Here is a 16,640-nt window from a genome sequence, read left to right on the forward strand (position 1 = left end):
AAGAGGGCCCTTCGTCGTTGCGGTGTGTCTACTCCCCCAGCAGCCTCCGCACCCGCTCCTGGCCCACGGCCAGCAGCAGCGTGGGCAGACGCGGGCCGGTGTCACGACCGACCAGCAGGTGGTAGAGGAGGGCGAAGAACGTGCGCTGGGCGGTCTTGATCTCCGGCGGGAGTTCCTTGGCGGTCGCGTCGGCGGAGAAGCCCGCCTGGACCTTGGGGACGCCGTAGACGAGGTGGCTCAGGCCGTCCAGGGACCAGTGGTCGGCGAGGCCGTCGCGCAGGAGTCGTAGGGACTGCTGGGAGGGCTCGTCGAGGGACTTGAGGAGGTCGGTGTCGGGTTCGTCGCGCACGATGGTCCGCTGGTCGGCGGGAACGTGCGTGTTGATCCAGGCCTCTGCCTTGTCGAGCCGGGGGCGGACCTCGTCGAGGGTGGACAGCGGGTCGGCCGGGTCGAGTTCGCTGAGGATGCGCAGCGTCTGGTCCTCGGCTCCGGCGGTGATGTCGGCGACGGACGCGAGGGTCCGGTACGGCATCGGCCGGGGTGTACGCGGGAGTTCACCGGCGGCGGTACGGACGGCACGGGCGTGCGCGGCGAGGTCGGCGGGAAGGGCTGCCCCCTCCGCGACCTTCCCGTCCAGCTTGTCCCACTCGTCGTAGAGGCGCTGGATCTCCTGGTCGAAGGCGATCTTGAAGGACTGGTTGGGGCGGCGGCGGGCGTAGAGCCAGCGCAGGAGCTGCGGTTCCATGATCTGGAGCGCGTCGGCCGGGGTGGGGACCCCGCCCTTGCTGCTGGACATCTTGGCCATGCCGCTGATGCCGACGAAGGCGTACATGGGCCCGATGGGCCGCTCGCCGCCGAAGATCCCGACGATCTGCCCACCGACCTGGAACGAGGACCCCGGGGACGAATGGTCGACACCACTCGGCTCGAAGATGACGCCCTCGTAGGCCCAACGCATCGGCCAGTCGACCTTCCAGACCAGCTTGCCGCGGTTGAACTCGCTGAGGTGGACGGTCTCGGTGAACCCGTCCTCCGTGCAGACGTAGGTCAGCTCGGTGGTGTCGTCGTCGTACGCCGTGACGGTGGTGAGGTCCTTGCCGCAGCTGCCGCAGAAGGGCTTGTACGGGAAGTACCCGGCGGAACCGGAGCTGCCGTCGTCCTCCTCGGCCGCGCCGGAACCCGCTTCGGCCTCCAACTCGGCGTCGTCGACAGGCTTCTGCGCCTGCTGCGGCTTCTTGGCGGGGGCCTTCTTGGTGCGGTACTGGTCGAGGATCGCGTCGATGTCACCGCGGTGCTTCATGGCGTGCAGGATCTGCTCGCGGTACACGCCGGAGGTGTACTGCGCGGTCTGGCCGATCCCGTCGAACTCGACGCCCAGCTCGGCGAGCGAGGCGACCATCGCGGCCTTGAAGTGCTCGGCCCAGTTCGGATACGGCGAGCCGACCGGAGCCGGCACCGAGGTCAGCGGCTTCCCGATGTGCTCGGCCCAGCTCGCGTCGGTCCCCTCCACCCCGTTGGGCACCTTGCGGTAGCGGTCGTAGTCGTCCCAGGAGATGAGGTGCCGGACCTCGTGACCCCGGCGACGGATCTCGTCGGCGACGAGGTGCGGGGTCATGACCTCGCGGAGGTTCCCGAGGTGGATGGGCCCGGAGGGGGACAGCCCGGACGCGACGACGACCGGTTTGCCCGGGGCCCGACGCTCCGACTCCTCGATGACCTCATCCGCGAAACGGGAGACCCAGTCGGTGGTCTCGGTGCTCTGAGCCACGATCGGCACGTCCTTCTTTCTGACACGGGGCAGCCGGTACGGTCGCACGACTGACCGCTCTATTGTCCCAGGCGACCTCCCTTCCACGAAAACGCCTTTTCCAAGCCCGTGACTGTGGGGGGCGGGGGGGCGGCCTTGGGGGGTGGGGGTGGGGCTTGGCGTGAGGGGGCGCGGGGGTGGGGCCGTGGCTGTGGGGGGGGCGGGGTTGAGGCCTGACGCGAGGGGGATCGGGCGGAGGCCTGGCGCGAGAGGACGCCGGGCTGAGGCCGTGGGGCGCGCGGGACGGAGGCGTGGAGCTGAGGCCTGATGGGCCGGGACCGTGGGAGGCGTGGGGCTGTGGCTTGGCACGAGGGGGATCGGGACGGAGGCCTGACACGAGGGGGCGCGAGGCCGAGACTGCGGGGCGCGCGGCACGGAGGCGCGGAGCTGAGGCCTGACGCGAGGGGACGCGGGACGGAGCCCTGGACGGCGGCGCAGCCGCCTTCAAGGGCGCGGGGGCTGAGGCTTGGACGGCGGCGCAGCCGCCTCCAAGGGGCGCGGGGCTGTATCGATATGCGGCTCCGCCGCGGGGCGCGACCAGCCCCCACCGGGCCCGCACCCGAAAAACTGGCTTTACCCCCCGTGGGATACTGACCGTGTCTACCAAACCCACGAGGAGAACGGCTCCCACCCCATGACCTCGGTCACGTCGCTCACCGACCTAGTCCACCAGCGCCTCGCGAACGCCCTCACGGCAACCCTGCCGGAGGCCGCCGCGGACCCCCTGCTGCGACGTAGCGACCGGGCCGACTTCCAGGCGAACGGCATCCTCGCCCTGGCGAAGAAGGCCAAGGCCAACCCCCGGGAGCTGGCAACCCAGGTCGTGGCGAACGTGACCACCGGCGACGTGATCAAGGACATCGAGGTCTCCGGCCCCGGCTTCCTGAACGTGACGATCACCGACCGCGCGATCACCGAAACCCTCGCCGCCCGCTACGCCGACGACACGGCCCGCCTGGGCGTCCCCCTCGCCCCCCACCCCGGCACGACGGTCATCGACTACGCCCAGCCGAACGTGGCGAAGGAGATGCACGTAGGCCACCTCCGCTCCGCGGTGATCGGCGACGCGGTCGTCCAACTCCTGGAGTTCACCGGCGAGTCGGTGGTCCGTCGGCACCACATCGGCGACTGGGGAACCCAGTTCGGCATGCTGATCCAGTATCTGGACGAGCACCCGGGCGAGTTGGACCACGCCGACGCGGACGTCACCGGCGAGGAGGCGATGTCGAACCTCGACCGTCTCTACAAGGCCGCGCGCAAACTCTTCGACTCCGACGAGGAGTTCAAGACGCGGGCGCGCCGCAGGGTCGTGGACCTCCAGGCGGGCGACCCCCAGACCCTCGCCGCCTGGCAGAAGTTCGTGGACGAGTCGAAGATCTACTTCTTCTCCGTCTTCGAGAAGCTGGACATGGAGATCCGGGACGCGGACATCGTCGGCGAGTCGGGCTACAACGACATGCTGGACGAGACGTGCCGCCTCCTGGAGGAGTCCGGCGTCGCGGAGATCTCGGACGGCGCGCTCTGCGTGTTCTTCGACGACATCAAGGGCCCGGACGGCAACCGCGTCCCCCTGATCGTCCGCAAGTCCGACGGCGGCTACGGCTACGCGGCGACGGACCTGTCCGCGATCCGCGACCGTGTCTTCAACCTCAAGGCGACCTCGCTCCTCTACGTCGTCGACGTCCGCCAGTCCCTCCACTTCAAGATGGTCTTCGAGACCGCACGCCGGGCCGGCTGGCTCAACGACGACGTCACGGCGTACCAGTTGGCCTTCGGCACGATCCTCGGCAAGGACGGCAAGCCGTTCAAGACGCGTGAGGGCGTGTCGGTGAAGCTGGAGGACCTCCTCGACGAGGCGGTCCAGCGCGCCACGGCGGTCGTCCGCGACAAGGCCGAGAAGGTCGGCCTGACCGAGCAGGAGATCATCGACAACGGCCGCTACGTGGGCATCGGCGCGGTCAAGTACGCCGACCTCTCAACCTCCGCGGTCCGGGACTACAAGTTCGACCTGGACCAGATGGTCTCCCTGAACGGCGACACGGCGGTGTACCTCCAGTACGCCTACGCCCGCATCCAGTCCATCCTCCGCAAGGCCGGCGAGTCCCACCCCCAGGCCCACCCGGAACTGGAACTGGCCCCGGCGGAAAGGTCGTTGGGCCTCCACCTGGACCAGTTCAGCGAGGTAGTGGCGGAAGCGGCCAAGGAGTACGCCCCCCACAAACTGACGGCGTACCTCTACCAACTGGCCTCCGCCCTCACGACGTTCTACGACCAGTGCCACGTCCTCTCCCCGGACAACGCCCCGGAGGTCGTCGAAAACCGCCTGTTCCTGGTGGACTTGACGGCACGGACGTTGCAGCGGGGGATGGCGTTGCTGGGCATCAGGACGCCCGAGCGCCTCTAACCCCACTCGCCCTCATGCGCACGCACCGCGGCCCGTCCTCTCCCCGGGGAGGACGGGCCGCAGTCGTCAAAACCGGTGTTTCCAGAGCCTGTTGGCTAAGATCCCGTTGGCTCAGATCCCGTTGGCGAAGTTCTTGAACGCGGCCCGGGTGCCGGAGCCCGCGTCGCCGTCGATCGCGCCGGTGTAGCCCCAGTTCTGGAGGAGCCGCTGGAGCGCCTTGATGGTGTTGACGCCGGGGTCGCCGTCGATGGCGCCGGTGTAACCCCAGTAGGTCTGGAGGTTGCGCTGGAACGCCTTCCAGCTGTTCGTGCCGAGCTGTCCGTCGATGGTGTCGGTGTAACCCCAGTACGTGTGCAGCCAGTTCTGCACCTTCTTGGCCTCGGCGGTGGAGAGGCCGAAGTTCTGCGTCGCCTGGATCGAGACGTCGGAGGCCTGTACGGAGGCGGCCGGCGCGGCGAAGCTGGGGGCGGCGAACGCGACGCCCCCGACCGCGATACCGGCGACGGCGGTGAGGCTGACGAGGGTCCTGGCCACGACATTCGGTCGCATGCGTTCCTCTTTCAGGTAGTCGGTCGTCGTGCTGGAACGAGACTGCGGTCCGCCCGGGCCGTCTCGCCACAACCGGCGCCGAAGTGACGTCTCGACGGGACGCCACCCGCCCTGACCTGCGGGGACACCGACAGCGGGGACGGCGGGACGGGACGACTGCCGCTCCCTTGCCGACCATGGCTGATTCCCTTCACGCACTGGAACCGAATAGCCGTGCGAAGCGGTGTCAGTGATGCAGAATGCGACGCGACAGGGGCCGCTGACCCCGGGCCCTGAACGCGAAGTGGGGGGAACACATGTCGCGTTGGAAAGTGCTGCCCGCGGAACTGGATCCGCGGGTACGGCAGTTGGTGGTACGCCTGCGCCGCCTGAAGGACCACAGCGGCCTGAGCATCCGGCAGTTGGCGGCGAGGACGGGGTACAGCGCCAAGTCCTGGGAGCGGTACCTGGGCGCCCGCTCCCTGCCGCCCGCGGAGGCGCTGGAGGCCTTGGCGCGGGTCTGCGGCGAGGACCCGGCCCGGCTGCTGGCGCTGCGGGAGGTGGCCGCGGAGGGCTGGGCGACCACGCCCGAACGGGCCCCGACAACAGGCCACTTACCGTCACCGGAGACCCTCCGGTCCCCCGAGCGACGCGCCCTGCGCATCGCGCTCGTGGCGGGCTCGGTGACCCTCGTCCTGGCGGTCTCGTCGGCGGTGCTCGTGACGATCCGCCTCATGGACGCCGGCAACAACGGCGGCTCCACGGCTTCGAGTACGACCACGACACGATCGGCGGCCCCGCTCGCCGCGCCGACGGACGCGTCGCCGTATCCCTGCCGGATCGAGCGGACCGACGGCCGCTGGTACGCGGGCAACAGCCGTACCCAGCAGGAGAATCTGGCCGAGGGCGACACCGGGCCCGATGTCGCCGAGGCGCAGTGTCTGTTGCGCAGGGCGGGGATCTCTCCGGGCGGCATCGACGGGATCTTCGGCCCGCTGACGGAACACGCGGTCAAGGCGTTCCAGCAGCGGTCCGGTCTCGTCGTGGACGGCATGGTCGGCCCGCACACCTGGAAGGCCCTCAGGGGATGAGACAACTGGCCGCCGCGCTACGGGAGTTGCGATCCGCCACCGGGCTGAGCCTGGCGGGCCTCGCCGCGAAGACGCCGTACAGCAAGTCGTCCTGGGAGCGCTACCTCAACGGCAAGACCCTGCCGCCGAGGGAAGCGGTGGAGGAGCTGTGCCGGCTCGCGGGCGAACCGGTCGGTCGGTGTGTGGCGCTGTGGGAACTCGCGGAGGCGGAGGGGAGCGGGCGGGCGACGACGGCCGAGGAGGCGACACCGGCGGCGGCGTCCCCTGCGGTGACGCCCCCGCCGCCGCCCGTCTCCCCGCCCCCGGAGCAACGCGGCGTCGTCACCCTCGCGGTCCTCGCGTCCGTCTGCGCGGTGGCCGTGACCGCCGTGGTCCTAGCCCTGCTCCTGCTCCCCGACTCCCGCTCGTCCGAACCCCTCTCCCCCACCGCCGCGACCACGGCCACCCCCGTCGGCCCGGGCTGCCACGGCACGGCCTGCGAGGGCCGCAGCCCGATGGCCATGCGCTGCGCCGCGCAACCGGACACCGTCGCCCAGCACCGGACCGCCACCGGCGCCTGGATGGAACTACGCCACAGCCGGGAGTGCGGCACGACCTGGGCCCGCACCTGGGGCGGCCGCATCGGCGACCGGATCGAGCTGAGCGTGCCGGGGCGGGTGGGGGCGGTGCACGGCGCGGAGGTGGGCAATGCCGTGGACGCGGAGTCGTATGTGTACACGCTGATGGCCGCGACGGCCCCGGGGACTGTGGTGCGGGCGTGCTTCCAGCCTTCGGCGGGCGGCAAGCGGGAGTGCTTCGAGGGACGGGTGCACTGACCCGGGGCCGACCGCCACCGGCTGAGCAACCTCGCCGTCCACCGGCTCCGTGCCACCTGCGGGTGCTGCGTCACGCACCTTCGAACCCGGCCACGACGGCAGGCACACCGACCGATCACCCGCCAGGCGCCTGCCATTCCGACAACTGATCCGAGTCGAATAGAGACCGTCAAGACCATTTCGGAAACCGACTGTACGCAGCAATTACACAGAGTGTGACCGTCTTCGCCTCCCGAGCGAAAGCCGCACCCCTCACATCTCAAGGCAAGCCAGTAAGCCGTCAGTTCACCGTGCTTTCACCGACGGGTAAGGTCCGTGGAATGCCGAGAGTCAAGGTCAGCGTGATCGTTCCCGTCTACAACACCGGGAAGTACGTCGACGAGTGCGCGCCGTCCCTGCTGGGACAGAGCCTGCCCGCCGAGGAGTACGAGGTCATCTACGTCGACGACGGCTCGACCGACGACACGCTGAGCCGCCTGGAGAAGATCGCCGCCGGGGCTCCCAACGTCCAGGTGCACACCCGGCCGAACTCGGGCTGGCCCGGCGCGCCCCGTAACCTCGGCATGAAGCACGCCCGGGGCGAGTACATCCAGTTCGTCGACCACGACGACACGCTCGGGCCGGAGGCCCTGGAGCGGCTGTACGAGCACGCGAAGCGGAACGACGCGGACGTGGTCCTCGGCAAGATGTCCAGCACGATGGTGCGGCCCCGGCGGCTGTTCCGGCACACGGTGGACGCCTGCACGATCGAGAACGACGAGCTGACGCAGAGCATGTCGCCGCACAAGATGTTCCGGCGCGCCTTCGTCGAGGAGCACGGGCTCCGCTTTCCCGAGGGGCCGTGGATCCTGGAGGACCTGGCCTTCGTCAGCGCCGCCTATCTGAAGGCGGAGCGCATTTCGATCCTCGCCGACTATCCCGTCTATTACTGGATGAAGCGGGACGACGGCGGCAACAACACCCAGCACCGTTTCAACCCGAAGCACGGTTTCTGGCCCAACACCCGTACGGTCGTCCGCCAGTTCAAGGAAGCCACACCCGCGTCCGACGACATCGACGCACTCCAGAACCGCCTCCTCCACCGGCTCTACCACGTGGAGATCCTCTCCCGCACCCGCGAGCCCGAGATCCTCCGCGAGGACCCGGCCGAGCAGCGGCAGCGTTTCGAAGCGGCGAGGGAAGTGGCCCTGGAGGAGTTCCCGACGGCCGTACGAGAGGGCCTCCCCGCGGTGTCCCGCCTGCGCGCCACCCTGCTGGAGGCCGGCGACTTCGACGGCGCGGTGACCCTCGCGGAGCGCGTCCGCGAGGTGAAGGTCCGCAGCGAGGTCCGCGACCTGCGCTGGGCGGACGGCCGCCTGGTCGCCGATGTCACGCTGGACCTGCTGCGCGGCGACGGCGAGCCGCTCGTCCTGGTCGAACGGGACGGAAAGCGGTACCTGGACCCGGAGTTGCTCGACGGCGTGCCGGGCACGGAGGACGGCTGGGAGGTCCCCGACCCGTTCCGGCGGGCGTACGCGGAGCTGGTGGTGAAGGACCGGGACCGCGAGGACTGGTGGTACCCGGAGGGCGACCTGGAGGTACGGCTGAAGCCCCTCGGGGACGGCCGTGCGCAGGTGATCGCCACCGGTCAACTGTCCCTGGACCCCGAGCGGTTGGCGGGCGGACGTCCGCTGGAGCGCGGGGTGCACGACGTGTGGGCGTACGTCCAACTCCTGGGCGTGGACCGGATGGTGCGGGTGGCCGGCGACGACCCGGCGGCGGGCCCGGCGCTGACGAGCGACCGCCTCGCGCTGCCGTACCGGACGGTCAAGGGCCAGCGCCCTCGACATCGACCAGCGCCAGCGCAAGCTGGGCCCCGACACGGCGGCGGCCGCCGCGGCCAACTCCGGTCGGGGTGAGGGGAGTTCACTCCCCCTGCCGTACCTGGCCGCTACGGCGGACTCCGCCCCGGCCCGCGTGAAGGTCACCGTGGCGACGCTCGCGGCGAACGCCGAGCTGCTCCCCACCCCCGACTCGACGACGGCCCAACTCCGGCTCCCCGCCCGCCTGAAGCTCCCCTCCGGCCGCCACCCGGTCACCCTCCCGAAGACGGCCGACCCCATCGCGTACGCGGTCGTCCGCGACGGCACGGTGCTCCGGCTGGAGGGCCCGGCGTACGAGGCCGGGAGCGGGCGAAGGTTCCTCGACTCGGTCGCGGACAATCGTCAAGTGCGGCGGGTGCGGCGGAGGTTGGGGCGTTAGGCGTCGACCGGTGACCAGTGCCGAGTCAGGTGCGGGTTCCGACGATGCCGCGGTCGCGACAGCCGCGGCACCAGCCGGTGCCGAGGTGGTCCGCGCCCTGTACGGCCGGCGGCTCGACCGCGTCGACAAGGGTGGCGGGGACTTCGCCACCGCTGCCGATGTCGAGGCGGAGGCGGCGATCCTCGACGTCATCCGTGCCGCACGGCCCGACGACGCGGTGCTCGGCGAGGAGGGCGGGCAGCGGGGTGCCGCCGACGCCGAGCGCCAGTGGCTGGTGGATCCCCTGTGCGGCACGCTGAACTACGCCGTAGGCAACATGCTGGTGGCCGTCAACGTGGCCCTGCGCGACGGGGCGGCGGCCGTGGCCGACCCTTTCAGCGGCGAGGTCTTCTTCACCGACGGCGAGACCGCCTGGGTACGGCGGGACGGGGCCGACGACACCCTTCTGACGCCCACGCCGGCCACCCGGCTGGTGGACGTCAACCTGGATCCGCCGTTCCCGAGCGCGCCGGTGTTCCGGGCCGTGGATCTGCTGGCCCACCCCGAGTTCGTCGGCCGTTTCCGGCCGCGCGTCGTCTCCACCACACTGGCGCTGGCCTGGGTGGCCGCCGGAAAGCGCGCCGCGTACGTCACCGACGGCGGCGACCTCTCCGCAAGCGTGCACTTCGCGGCCGGGATCGCTCTGTGCCGGGCCGCCGGCTGTGTCGTCACCGGGATCGACGGTGCCCCGATCGGCGCGGCGGGCCGTGGGCTCCTGGTCGCCGCCGACGAGGAGACCCACGGGCTGCTGATGTCGATGGTGCGCGGCCGAAGTCAGCGGCCCGGGCGGCCTTGACCGGCGAGCGCACCACGCTTGAACCGGCCACTGATCAGGACGACTTGATCGTGACCGGTTCCGTCGGGCGCTGCTCCGTGTCGAACTCGGCCCACACCACCTTCCCGAAGTCCCGTTCCCCCACCCCCCACTTGTCGGCCAGCGCGGCAACCAGCAGCAGCCCGCGCCCACCCTCGTCGGTGTCACGAGGGTGGGCGTCGACACGCGGCACACCACCCCCGCTGTCGTGCACCTCGACCCGCAACGAATACCCGTCGCACCGCAACAACAGCCGGAACTGACGCCCCGGCGGCACCCCGTGCACCAGCGCGTTGGTCGCCAACTCGCTGACGCAGACCAGTACATCGGCGCCGCGCTCGGTCCCCGCGAGTCCCCACTCGGCCAGGTACGCGTGAGCGAACTGCCTCGCGGCGGGAACGGACCGGCGTTCGCGCCGGAAGAACTTCTCACTCAGGTTCACGGGACAAGAGTTGCGTAGCGTCACTAGTGTTGACAGGGCGTGAGCCCTGGATCGGTTTTTGTACGGGTGGAGTACGGGTGCGCGCGGGGTCCGGAACGGGTGGATGTGGGGAGCACCACAGCATGAACTCCAAGAAGAACCGCTCGACGATGCGGCTGCTGGGCGCACAGGTGAAAGCGGCCCGGATGGCGGCCGGGTTGACGCAACGCCAGCTCGCCGAGCGGGCGTTGGTCGACGAGGAGACCATCGCGTCGGTCGAGCAGGGCAGGCGCCGACTGATGCCCCCGCTGGCGAAGTCGCTGGACAGGATCCTCGACACGAAGGGGACGTTCGAGGCGGGCGTCGACAACCTCCCCGAGATCGACCAATTCCCGCTCTACGCCGAGGAGTACATGCTGCACGAGCGGGAGGCCATCTCCCTGTCCTGGTACGACAACGCGGTCGTCCCCGGTTTGCTCCAGACCGAGGCGTACGCCCGCGCGCTGCTGAGCAGTCGCCTTCCGGCGTACGACGAGGACGAGTTGGAGACAAAGGTTGCGGGCCGGATCAGCCGCCAGGAGATCATGCAGCGCAAGAATCCGCCGACGATGAGCTTCGTCGTCTGGGAGCCCGCGCTGCTGTGGCCCAATGGAGGCCGCGAGACACACCGGGCCCAACTACGCGCTCTGCGCACGTACTCCGAACTCCCGGGCCTGTCCTTTCAGATCCTCCCGCTGAATCGGACCTCCCACGCAGGAGACGCAGGCCCCTTCATCCTCCTGGAGACGCCTGATCATCAGCACCTCGCCTACGCAGAGTCCCAACGCGGCAGCCAGTGGGTTTCCGACGCGGATGAGGTGTCCATCCTGACGCGTAAATATGCAATGCTGCGGACGCAGGCACTCACCATCGAGGACTCACGAAGCCTGCTGGACCGTCTGCTAGGAGATCAATGAGCACCGGACTTCAGTGGTTCAAGTCGAGCTACAGCAACAGCGAAGGCGGCGCGTGCCTCGAAGTCGCCTACACCTGGCGGAAGTCGACGTACAGCAGCGACGAGGGCGGTCAGTGCGTCGAGGTAGCCACCTGCCCCCACACCATCCACATCCGCGACTCCAAGAACCCGGAAGCGGACGGCCCCACGCTCCAACTCGCCCCCACCGCCTGGGCTGCGTTCACCGCCACCCGGTAGTCGGCAAGTCCAAGCTGAGCGATGCCCGGGAACGCTCGCCCCTCCGGCAAGGTGACCCACAGAAGTGTGACACTCAGCGCCAAAGTGTCACACTTTCGCCAACAGGGTCCCCCGTCCGACAGGGCTCAGCCGAGGGCAACACCGCTCGCGTCCGATCACTCGTCGAGCGAGACAGTCACGTACGGGCCGACGACCCCGACCTTGAGATCGTCGCCCGTCAGCCTTGAAGCGAAGTCGCCCGTCGACGCCGTACGGGAGACGAACGCGAAGTGCTGGGCGATGGACGGCCGGTCCCACGGTTCGCCGTCGGAGTCCACCGCGCTGTTCGCGCGCGCCGCCGCCTGGCACAACACCGAGACGAACAGGCGCAGATGACCGGCGCCCAGCAACAGGTCGGCGTCGCCGATGACGACCGCGACACCTCTGCCGCCGTGCCAGGACCCGTGCAGATCGTCCAGGCAGTCGACCATCGCGTCCCAGTTGTGGCCGAAGTAGCCGGGAAACTCCAGCGTCCGGGCGAACGCGGCGAACACGCCTTCCGGCGTGGCCAGTTCCTCGGCGGACAGGTGGAAGACGAGCCCGCCTTGCCCTTCCAGGGCGACCAGTTGCCGTTCCAGCAGCGGGTCACCCTGCGGAGCGATGACGACCCACGGCTCCGCACGCCCGGTGAAGTCGTACACGGCCATGAGACGTCATCCCCTGTACCCCTCGACCTGCTCAGCAACTGCTTCCAGGGCATCCGCTCCGATGACGGACTCCAGCGCATCACCGACGAAGCCACGAGCGCGAGCGAGCCGTGCGGGGAGGCCGAACTCCACGACGTACTCAAGCAGTATGTGGGGATCCTCTCCCGCACCGATTCGTGACAACACCCGGTCCAGAGAGACCACGTACTCCTCCAGGTCCCGAAACAGATCAGTGAACCCCGCCAGCTCTACTGGAACGCGCCGAGTCACCTCGTCACCGCTTTTCATGCCAACTCCCCGCACCCCGACTGTCAGTGGCCGCCTCTACAGTTTTCGGCATGGCGACCCTTCCCAACCCGCTGCCGACGCTGGCGGCCGACCCGAGCGGCAGCTCGCTCGGGCTTGAACTCCCCGCCGGGAGTCTGATCGACGTGACCGCCGAAGGTCCGGCGGACGAACCGTTGTTGTGGTGTGCGGACGAGCCGGCGAGGCCCGGGGACTACGACGCCCTCCAGCCCGCGCGCCGGGCCGCCGGGCTGCTCCCCGTGCTGTTGGACCTGGGTGGCGATGAAGGCGCCCTGGACGAATGGCACTTGCTGCCCGACGAGGCGTCGTATCCGGGGGATCATGACGCCGAAGAGGTCCTGGAGGAGTTCTGGGAGGAGTACGCGGCGGACGAACTCGCCCCGGACGCCGACCGTCCCGGCACGGACTCCTTCGCCGAGGCCGTGGTCGAGAACTTCGGTGAGCAGGCCACGTACGACGAGATGATCGCGCCGTACGGTCCCGAGTGGCCCGGCCTCGCCGAACCGCTCACCCTGGTCGCCGATCCGGACGCGCGGGCCGCCGAGATCGCCGACTCCCTTGCGGGCAGCGGCTCTTGGCTCAAGGAACCGCACCTCGCCCTCGTCCCGGCCCGCCGCAGCGCCGACATCCCGGCGGCGATCGGCTGGACCGGGCAGATCAACTACGAGGGGGACGTGGCCCGGCTCTGTGCCGTGCTGCGCTCCTGGGAGGACCGCTTCGGCATACGCGTCGTGGCCCTCACCGCCGACCAGTTGGTGCTGTCGGTCGCGGCCCCGCCGACCACCCAGGAGCAGGCCGAGGCGATCGCCGCCGAGCACTTCGCCTTCTGCCCGGACAACATCACCCAGGGCCGTCACGAGACCCTGCGCGCGTACGCCCGGCACGAGGTCCTCGACCAGCGGGTGTGGTCCTTCTGGTGGGACTGAACTGACGTCATCCGCTTGTCGATCACGGGGCCGCGGATAGGGTGGGCGGTGATCTACAGGGACGGGCTGGGCGAGGGCGGCGGACGGCGTGGGCGGTGCCGAGGAGAGCGGAACCACGGGCACCGGGCGCCCGACGTCACGGGACGTCGCCCGGCTCGCAGGCGTGTCGCACACCGCGGTGTCCTTCGTGTTCAACGGCCGGGCCGACGGCAACCTCTCCCCCGCCACCCAGGAACGCATCCGGCAGGCCGCGGCCCAGCTGGGCTACCGCCCCGACCCGGTGGCCCGCGGTCTGCGCCGTCGCCGTACGGCCGTGATCGGGCTGGTCACCGACGAGATCGCGTCCTCGCCGTTCGCCGGCCGGCTGCTGCGCGGCGCCATGGAGACCGCCTGGGACAGGGACCACCTCGTCCTCACCGTCGACTCCGGCGGTGACCCGGTCAAGGAGGACGCGGCCGTCGCGGAACTGCTCGACCGGCGCGTGGACGGCATCATCTACGCGGCGATGTCGCTGCGCCGGGTCCGCGTCCCCGAGGGCCTGCGCCGCACCCACTCCGTGCTGGCCAACTGCCTTCCCGAGGACGACTCCCTGCCCGCCGTGGTCCCCGCCGAGCGAGCCGGGGGCCGTACGGCCGCCCGGCTGCTGCTCACAGCCGGCCACCGCCGAGTCGCCGTGATCGGCGGTCTGGACGACATCGCCTCGGCGGAACGTACCCGCGGCATCCGGGAGGCCCTGCGCGCCGAGGGCGTCACCGTGCCCGCGGAGTGGATCGTGCGCGGCGGCGGCGAGATCTCCGCGGGATACGCGGGGGCGCTGCGCCTGCTCGACGGGGTCGGTCCGAGCCGTCGCCCCACCGGCGTCCTGTGCTACAACGACCGCGTCGCGGCGGGCGTCCTGCACGCCGCGACCCGGCTCGGGATCGACGTGCCCGCCGATCTGTCGGTGGTCGGCTACGACGACCAGGAACACATGGCCGCGTTCCTCACCCCGCCCCTCACCTCGGTCGCCCTGCCGCACCGCGCGATGGGCGAGGCGGCGGCCCGACTGCTCCTGGACGCCATCGAAGCCGGCCAGGCACCGCCGGCAACCGTCCGCCGCCTACCCTGCCCGGTAATCACCCGAGCCTCCGTGGGCCCGGCCCCCACCCCCTGACCCGGGCCCCCGGCCCGTCGACGACCAGCTCGGCGGTGTCGCCGGGGCGTCGGTAGACGCGCTCGGTGACCATGGCTCGGTCCGCGACGAAGAGTTCGAGGAGGGAGCCGTCGACGAGGAGTCGGAGGGTGAGTTCCGGCGTCTTCGGTACGTGCACGGTGATCGGGGCGGAGCCTTCCCCGCCGGTTCGGGGCCAGGCGGCGCGGTCGAGGACGACGGTCCCGGAGGCGGGGTCTGCGCGGACGGTCAGCTCCTGGCCCGCCGCGTCCCGGAGCAGGGTCACCGTGGTCGGTTCGCAGGCGGTGACCGTCAGGTCGTAGGCGTCCGGAAGCGGAACCCGGGCCGGCGCGGTGACGAACGGCTCGGCCGGGTGGAGTTGGTCGAGTTCCGGGGCCGGGCTCACCCGCAGTGATCCGTCGGGGTGGACGTCGACGACCCGTGGCGCGGTGAGGACGCCCGCCCATCCGGCCCTGTCCAACTCCTCCTGCGGGCGGGCCTCCCACGACCAGCCCCAGAGCAGTGCGCGGTCCGGCTCCTGGAGCACGGCGGGGGCGTAGAAGTCCCGCCCCTGGTCGAGTCGGCCGCCGGCGCGCGGTGCGAAACTCAACCCGCCCTGGCCGTCCGGCTCCAGACGGCCCGTCAGGTAACCGGTGGAGCAGGGGTCCCCGTCCCACAGGGACACCAGAAGCACGTGCTCGCCGCCTGCCGTCCGGTACAGGTGCGGGCACTCCCAGCCCACCGACTTGTCGCCGAACACGCCCGCGGCCACCGGGTCCCGGCCGTCCAGCAGCACACCGGCGAACCGCCAGTCGGTCAGGTCGTCGCAGTCGTAGAGCAGGACCGACGGCGTGCCGTCGGCGTGCCCGGCGCCGACGAGGGCCCAGCGCCGGTCCTCGTGGTGGAAGACGAACGGGTCGCGGAACATCACCACGTCCAGTCCCGGGGGCGGTCCTGTCACCACCGGCGTCGGCAGCGGCTTCCACTCGGTCAGCAGCTCGTCGTCCGGGTCCGCCGCTCGTGCCAGGCAGATGGTGCCGAGTCCGGTGTGGGCATGGTCAACTCCCGTGTACACGGCGGTCGGTGTGCCCGCGTCGTCGGTCACACAGCCCGACCAGCAGCCCGCCTCGTCGGGGCCGCCCGGCGTCGGGGTGAGCGCGATCGGGTGGTGCTCCCAGTGCGCGAGGTCGGTGCTGGAGGCATGCCCCCAGTGGACGTTCGCGTGCACCGGTGCGTCGGGGTTGTGCTGGTAGAAGAGGTGGTAGCGGTCCCGCCAACGGAACGGCCCATTGGGGTCGTTGATCCAGCCGGCGGGCGGACGGACCCTGAAACGCGGCGCGTTGGGGTCATTGCTCAACGGTTGACTCCTGCGGACGTGATGCCCTCGCGCAGAGGGCGCTGGCCGACGACGAACACGGCGACGGCGGGAAGCATCGAGAGCACGACCCCGGCCAGGACCACCGAGATGGACCCGGTGCCGAGGTTGCCCTGGAGGGAGACCAGACCCAGCGGAAGCGTGTAGTTCTGGCTGGAGGTCTCCAGGATCAGCGGGCGGAAGAACTCGTTCCAGTGGTAGTTGAAGGCCAGTACGCCGACGATCGCCAGGCCGGGTGTGGCCAGCGGCGCGTACACCGAGCGGAAGATCCGCCAGGTCCCCGCGCCGTCCAGCATGGCCGCCTCGCCCAGGTCCTTCGGCATGCCGAGGAAGTACTGGCGCATCAGGAACGTGCCGAAGGCGGTCGGGAAGGCCGGGATGATCAGGCCGAGGAGCGTGTCGGTGAGGCCCATCGTCTTCAGCACCAGGAACACCGGCACGATGGTGACCTGCAACGGCACCATCATGGTCGCCAGGACCAGGCCGAAGAGCGGCTTCTTGAAGCGGAACTCCAGGCGCGCGAAGGCGTATCCGGCCAGCCCCGCCGTGATCATCTGGCCGACGGCGATCAGCGCCGTCACCAGCGTGGAGTTCAGGGCGAGCAGCCACACGTCGATCTGATCGAAGACCCCGCGGTAGGCCGCGGTCGTCGGGTGCGTCGGGATGATCTGCGGGGGCAGGTCGAAGGACTGGGCCGGAGTGCGCAGCGAGGTGGCGACGGTCCAGATGACCGGGCCCAGCGTCACCAGGGCGCACACGGTCAGTCCGGCGATCCGGGCCCAGGGGGTGAGGGAATGGCGGAGGCGGCTCAGGGTCGGGGTTGCTTGGCTCATAGCGCTCATGCG

Annotated in this window: 17 protein-coding genes; 10 read left to right on the plus strand and 7 right to left on the minus strand. The window is 70.4% G+C overall.

Features of this window, described 5'->3' with window-relative positions:
• Positions 1 to 28: 28 nt before the first annotated feature.
• Positions 29 to 1,777, minus strand: coding sequence for a lysine--tRNA ligase (lysS, locus tag OG194_RS19790; protein ID WP_327402157.1), 1,749 nt, complete (start codon positions 1,775 to 1,777; stop codon positions 29 to 31).
• A 664-nt stretch (positions 1,778 to 2,441) separates the two neighbouring features.
• On the opposite strand from lysS, the gene argS reads away from it, so the two are divergent.
• A complete protein-coding gene (gene argS / locus OG194_RS19795) occupies positions 2,442 to 4,211 on the plus strand; it encodes an arginine--tRNA ligase (protein WP_327402158.1) in 1,770 nt (589 codons plus the stop codon).
• A gap of 111 nt (positions 4,212 to 4,322) precedes the next feature.
• On the opposite strand, the gene OG194_RS19800 is transcribed toward argS, so the two are convergent.
• Entirely contained in the window at positions 4,323 to 4,760 is a 438-nt protein-coding gene (locus OG194_RS19800) for a peptidoglycan-binding domain-containing protein (RefSeq protein WP_327402159.1), read from the minus strand.
• Positions 4,761 to 5,056: 296 nt separating this feature from the next.
• Here OG194_RS19800 and OG194_RS19805 point away from each other — a divergent pair, with 296 nt between their 5' ends.
• The 5 genes from OG194_RS19805 to OG194_RS19825 all read left to right on the plus strand — a co-directional run bounded on the left by OG194_RS19805 (position 5,057) and on the right by OG194_RS19825 (position 9,721).
• Positions 5,057 to 5,830, plus strand: a complete 774-nt coding sequence (locus OG194_RS19805; RefSeq protein ID WP_327402160.1) for a peptidoglycan-binding protein — start codon at positions 5,057 to 5,059, stop codon at positions 5,828 to 5,830.
• Positions 5,827 to 6,645: a helix-turn-helix domain-containing protein gene (locus OG194_RS19810; protein ID WP_327402161.1), complete on the plus strand. Its 819-nt coding sequence runs from the start codon at positions 5,827 to 5,829 to the stop codon at positions 6,643 to 6,645. The genes OG194_RS19805 and OG194_RS19810 overlap by 4 nt, the downstream gene beginning before the upstream one ends.
• A gap of 320 nt (positions 6,646 to 6,965) precedes the next feature.
• On the plus strand, positions 6,966 to 8,543 hold the full coding sequence (locus OG194_RS19815) for a glycosyltransferase family 2 protein (protein ID WP_327402162.1): 1,578 nt from the start codon (positions 6,966 to 6,968) through the stop codon (positions 8,541 to 8,543).
• Positions 8,544 to 8,601: 58 nt separating this feature from the next.
• Positions 8,602 to 8,886, plus strand: coding sequence for a hypothetical protein (locus OG194_RS19820; protein ID WP_327402163.1), 285 nt, complete (start codon positions 8,602 to 8,604; stop codon positions 8,884 to 8,886).
• Between the two features lie 10 nt (positions 8,887 to 8,896).
• On the plus strand, positions 8,897 to 9,721 hold the full coding sequence (locus OG194_RS19825; protein ID WP_327402164.1) for an inositol monophosphatase family protein: 825 nt from the start codon (positions 8,897 to 8,899) through the stop codon (positions 9,719 to 9,721).
• Between the two features lie 34 nt (positions 9,722 to 9,755).
• Here the strand turns inward: OG194_RS19825 and OG194_RS19830 are convergent, their stop codons facing one another.
• The gene (locus OG194_RS19830) at positions 9,756 to 10,181 is read right to left on the minus strand and encodes an ATP-binding protein (RefSeq protein ID WP_327402165.1); all 426 of its coding nucleotides are present in this window, start codon (positions 10,179 to 10,181) and stop codon (positions 9,756 to 9,758) included.
• A gap of 122 nt (positions 10,182 to 10,303) precedes the next feature.
• Here OG194_RS19830 and OG194_RS19835 point away from each other — a divergent pair, with 122 nt between their 5' ends.
• Positions 10,304 to 11,116, plus strand: coding sequence for a helix-turn-helix domain-containing protein (locus tag OG194_RS19835; protein WP_327402166.1), 813 nt, complete (start codon positions 10,304 to 10,306; stop codon positions 11,114 to 11,116).
• On the plus strand, positions 11,113 to 11,352 hold the full coding sequence (locus OG194_RS19840; RefSeq protein WP_327402167.1) for a DUF397 domain-containing protein: 240 nt from the start codon (positions 11,113 to 11,115) through the stop codon (positions 11,350 to 11,352). The genes OG194_RS19835 and OG194_RS19840 overlap by 4 nt, the downstream gene beginning before the upstream one ends.
• 155 nt (positions 11,353 to 11,507) lie before the next feature.
• Here OG194_RS19840 and OG194_RS19845 read toward each other — a convergent pair whose 3' ends face one another.
• Positions 11,508 to 12,038 carry a barstar family protein gene (locus OG194_RS19845; RefSeq protein ID WP_327402168.1) on the minus strand — a complete coding sequence of 177 codons (531 nt, stop codon included), beginning with the start codon at positions 12,036 to 12,038 and terminating at the stop codon, positions 11,508 to 11,510.
• A 6-nt stretch (positions 12,039 to 12,044) separates the two neighbouring features.
• On the minus strand, positions 12,045 to 12,326 hold the full coding sequence (locus OG194_RS19850) for a hypothetical protein (RefSeq protein WP_327402169.1): 282 nt from the start codon (positions 12,324 to 12,326) through the stop codon (positions 12,045 to 12,047).
• 50 nt (positions 12,327 to 12,376) lie between these two features.
• Here OG194_RS19850 and OG194_RS19855 point away from each other — a divergent pair, with 50 nt between their 5' ends.
• Together OG194_RS19855 and OG194_RS19860 are read left to right on the plus strand one after the other, a co-directional pair.
• Positions 12,377 to 13,270: a DUF4253 domain-containing protein gene (locus tag OG194_RS19855; protein WP_327402170.1), complete on the plus strand. Its 894-nt coding sequence runs from the start codon at positions 12,377 to 12,379 to the stop codon at positions 13,268 to 13,270.
• 88 nt (positions 13,271 to 13,358) lie between these two features.
• Positions 13,359 to 14,423 carry a LacI family DNA-binding transcriptional regulator gene (locus OG194_RS19860; RefSeq protein ID WP_327402171.1) on the plus strand — a complete coding sequence of 355 codons (1,065 nt, stop codon included), beginning with the start codon at positions 13,359 to 13,361 and terminating at the stop codon, positions 14,421 to 14,423.
• Here the strand turns inward: OG194_RS19860 and OG194_RS19865 are convergent.
• Together OG194_RS19865 and OG194_RS19870 are read right to left on the minus strand one after the other, a co-directional pair.
• A complete protein-coding gene (locus tag OG194_RS19865) occupies positions 14,386 to 15,777 on the minus strand; it encodes a glycoside hydrolase family 32 protein (protein ID WP_327402172.1) in 1,392 nt (463 codons plus the stop codon). The genes OG194_RS19860 and OG194_RS19865 overlap by 38 nt on opposite strands.
• Positions 15,774 to 16,628, minus strand: a complete 855-nt coding sequence (locus tag OG194_RS19870; protein ID WP_327402173.1) for a carbohydrate ABC transporter permease — start codon at positions 16,626 to 16,628, stop codon at positions 15,774 to 15,776. The genes OG194_RS19865 and OG194_RS19870 overlap by 4 nt, the downstream gene beginning before the upstream one ends.
• Positions 16,629 to 16,640: the final 12 nt, after the last annotated feature.

This window comes from Streptomyces sp. NBC_01288 (genome assembly GCF_035982055.1).
In the GTDB taxonomy this organism is placed as follows: domain Bacteria; phylum Actinomycetota; class Actinomycetes; order Streptomycetales; family Streptomycetaceae; genus Streptomyces.